3 protein-coding genes are annotated in these 3,458 nt (G+C 43.3%); 2 read left to right on the top strand and 1 reads right to left on the bottom strand.

The window, feature by feature from the left end; translation table 11 throughout:
- Nucleotides 1-298: 298 nt before the first annotated feature.
- Both PN499_RS00720 and PN499_RS00715 read left to right on the top strand, forming a co-directional pair.
- The gene (locus tag PN499_RS00720; RefSeq protein ID WP_272029666.1) at nucleotides 299-1,060 is read left to right on the top strand and encodes a DNA-3-methyladenine glycosylase; all 762 of its coding nucleotides are present in this window, start codon (nucleotides 299-301) and stop codon (nucleotides 1,058-1,060) included.
- A gap of 271 nt (nucleotides 1,061-1,331) precedes the next feature.
- Complete coding sequence (locus PN499_RS00715; RefSeq protein ID WP_272029665.1) at nucleotides 1,332-2,474, top strand: histidinol-phosphate transaminase; 1,143 nt, start codon at nucleotides 1,332-1,334, stop codon at nucleotides 2,472-2,474.
- 225 nt (nucleotides 2,475-2,699) lie between these two features.
- Here the strand turns inward: PN499_RS00715 and PN499_RS00710 are convergent, their stop codons facing one another.
- Nucleotides 2,700-2,930 (bottom strand): hypothetical protein, encoded by a 231-nt coding sequence (locus tag PN499_RS00710; protein WP_007353390.1) that lies wholly within the window; start codon nucleotides 2,928-2,930, stop codon nucleotides 2,700-2,702.
- Nucleotides 2,931-3,458 lie beyond the last annotated feature (528 nt).

The raw sequence follows: 3,458 nt of genomic DNA, 5'->3' as shown, positions 1-3,458 counted from the left end.
CTAGTCCCTAGCCCCTTCTTCGTTAATGAGCAGAGCCGTTACCGTGATAGTTGTCGCTGTCATAAAATCCATTTTTCGTACCGAAGAACAGACAACCCAGGGTAAAAACAACGGTCAAGGCTGCTAGAACTAACTTGATATCCATAACTGAGCTTCCTCTGTTTGATGATGGAGACTGTTATCCTTGTCTTTCAACAAGACCAAGGAGCGTGGCTTTCCCTCAGCCAGAGAGCAAGTTTTCACGTCTCCTATTGGCTACTGAATTCTAACCTAACCGTCCTTGAGTAAAACTTGGAAGATGAGCAAACAAAAAAAAATAGCGATCGCCCCTAAAGTGGTAGATGCTATCCTGCCCCTAGAAGGGAACAATGCTCGCGATGCGCTCGACTCTCAAAACGCTGAGATTGTAGACTCTTCTTGGCTGGCGCGTTCATCTCCTAATGTTGCGCCTGATTTACTAGGTTGTACTCTTGTGCGGCGTTTTCCTAATGGTGAAATAGTTCGAGGTGCGATCGTGGAAACAGAAGCTTACGCACCTGGAGATCCAGCTTGTCATGCTTACCTGCGTCGTACTCCTCGCAACGAGGCGATGTTTGGGCCAGCAGGCACAATATATATATACTTGATTTACGGTATGTACCACTGTCTCAATATTGTGACCGATCTGGAAGGGGTTGGTAGTGCTGTGTTGATTCGAGCTTTACAATTAGATTCAGTTCCAGAGGCGGATGGACAATTGAAGGGTGATACCTCAGCTTTACGACTTCCTGATGCCGGAGATCCGCGACTGCGCGATGCCGGAAGCCGGCGACTTCGCGATCGCATTGCTGCTGGCCCTGGGAAACTTTGCCGCGTACTTGAGATTAATTCTAGTTTAAATGGTCTGGCTTTGCGTGCAGGAGAACCGCTGTGGTTAGAGCATCGGAGTCCAGAATTTCAAGAAGCTGTAGATGGAGGTGCGATCGCAATTGTGCAAACCACGCGGATCGGTATTTCTAAAGGTGCTGATTTACCTTGGCGGTGGTATATAGCAAATTCTGCAGCAGTGTCTAAGCTTTAAGTAATGGCAACCTGGGATTTGTAGTATGATTAATTGTTGATTACCGATTGAGAATTATCAACAGGACTTAAGCACTCAGAGTAAAGAAACTCGTTTTTTTACGAAAATATAGCAACTGCCAAGGCGATTAGGACACTCGTTAATGACTGAAACCATTGATTATATTGCCCTATTGCCCCTAGCTATACTTCGTTCCATCCAGCAGATTTTGTAAAAAAATCGGTTTCTGAACCTATGAGCGTAAGTTCTAAGTAAAATAAACGTTTGTGTCATGCTCCCATTTATCCGCCAAGATTTAGCACAACTTACTGCCTATACCCCTCATCCTGGTGGCACTTCAGGAGAACCAGCGGAGTCGGAAATTTCCCTCGATCGCTTGGATACTAATGAATGTCCCTATGATTTGCCTGATGAGTTAAAACAAAAGCTAGCTTGGAATTTCCAGCAGCTAATTGAGGCTAATCGCTATCCTGATGGTGGTCACGCGGCACTCAAAGGTGCGATCGCAGAATACGTCAATGAATCAATTGACCCCATTCAAAATTCCTTAATTACGATAGATAATATCTCCGTTGGTAATGGTTCTGACGAATTAATTCGCTCATTGCTGATTGCTACTTGTCTGCGGGGAGAAGGTTCGATTTTTGTAGCCGATCCGACCTTTTCAATGTATGCTATCCTCGCCCAAACTCTCGGTATTCCTGTTGTGAGTGTAGGGCGAAATGAAGCAAATTTTGAAATTGATTTAGCGGCGGCTCAAGCAATAATTAAACAAACCCAAAATCCCCCCGTGCGGGTAGTGTTTGTAGTTCATCCTAATTCCCCTACTGCCAATGCTTTAACGCCAAATGAGTTAGACTGGCTGCGAAGTTTACCAGACAATATTTTGGTAGTCATTGATGAAGCTTATTTTGAATTTAGCCAAGATACTCTTGCTGGCGAATTGCGGCAACATCCTAATTGGATAATTTTGCGAACATTTTCTAAAGCATTTCGGTTAGCCTCTATGAGGGTAGGATATGCGCTCGCGCATCCTGAAGTTATAGCCACCCTCGAAAAAATCCGTTTGCCTTACAATCTCCCCACTTTCTCTCAAATTGCTGCTCAATTTGCTTTGGCCGGAAGGCAGTTATTGCAGTCATCAATTCCCGAAACCTTAGCTGAGCGAAGCAAGTTAATTGCAACCCTTAGTCAGCACCCAAAATTACAAGTATGGCCAAGTGCAGCTAACTTTATTTACCTCCGGCTCAAAGGTGATGGCTCTAACTGTTTAGACGAACAGCATCACAATTTGATGCTGCAACTTAAAGCGCAAGGGACTTTAATTAGGCACACAGGTGGAGGTTTGCGAGTTACGGTCGGTACTCCCGCAGAAAATCAGCGGACTATGGAGCGACTCGCAGCAGTCCTTTAAAAGATACTAGAATTCGCGATCGCATGGTTTTCATCTCAAATCCATTAGCGATCGCCATGATTTATAGTCATACATTTTTCGACAAAAGTAAAAATACAGCATTTGTGGAATTACCCGACCTTAAAATTTGAGAGACAAGCGATCGCAACTACTTTGAATTCTCAATAGTTGGAGCTTTTAGCCATGTTAATGCTTTTACCCTGGTTTCAGCCGCAAGACCTTTGATTAGCCAGAGGGCTCCGCTCCTAAACGCTCAGCCGCCAGATCTCGAATCAGAGATAGCCGAGACTGGATATACTGATTCAACTGTTCCGCTTCACTACCGTTGATCGAGGAGTTCATTTTGAACTGCTTGAGCAACCACTGTGCGAGAGTGTCATCATCTAGTGTCATTAAGACATTTGCCTGAGTGGTTTCAACTAATGACCAGAGCTGGCGTAACATTGTAGGAGTCATAAAACCTCCGAAAATCGTGAATCCTCATCCAGGGTACTGAGATGGGAAGAACTGGTGCTATTAAGCCATCATCTCCTACAAAGGTAGGGTTTTAGGCTTAATCTTTATTTTATATTTCTAAGATAGCTGAATATGGTAATAACAGAAGCTAGAACACACAAGTTGTCATAAGAGTTACAAATAGCTTAATATTTGGATAAATATCTTGACTAAAATCTCATTTTTCTTTATATAAGATTAAGCTATAAGTATTATAACGCACATTATTTCTGGCTATAACAAAATCTTGTATGACAGCATAAATATGCTCTAACTGTTGGTATATAAGGATTATAGAGTGGAAAAATAGTTATTTCCGCTGCTTTACCAATTCCTGTCAAGAGCGCTTATTGCTAATTAGTCAATGATTGTTGTCTCATAAAAAAGTATCCAGCCTCGCGATCGCCCTAAGTAGACGGACATAATTAAACGTAGGGTGGGCGCTCGCCGCAAAAAACCTGTAACTCATAGAAGAAGATGGTTGCGGCG

The sequence above is a fragment of the Kamptonema animale CS-326 genome, from assembly GCF_028330895.1.
GTDB classification, from domain to species: domain Bacteria; phylum Cyanobacteriota; class Cyanobacteriia; order Cyanobacteriales; family Microcoleaceae; genus Kamptonema; species Kamptonema formosum.
Note: the sequence above shows the minus strand (reverse complement) of the source record. Positions and strands in the feature narration are given on the sequence as shown.

What these genes read in the sequence shown, in the direction of transcription:
- PN499_RS00710 (WP_007353390.1), bottom strand. Translation starts at nt 2,930, where the DNA reads ATGACTCCTACAATGTTACGCCAGCTCTGGTCATTAGTTGAAACCACT.
- PN499_RS00715 (WP_272029665.1), top strand. Translation starts at nt 1,332, where the DNA reads ATGCTCCCATTTATCCGCCAAGATTTAGCACAACTTACTGCCTATACC.
- PN499_RS00720 (WP_272029666.1), top strand. Translation starts at nt 299, where the DNA reads ATGAGCAAACAAAAAAAAATAGCGATCGCCCCTAAAGTGGTAGATGCT.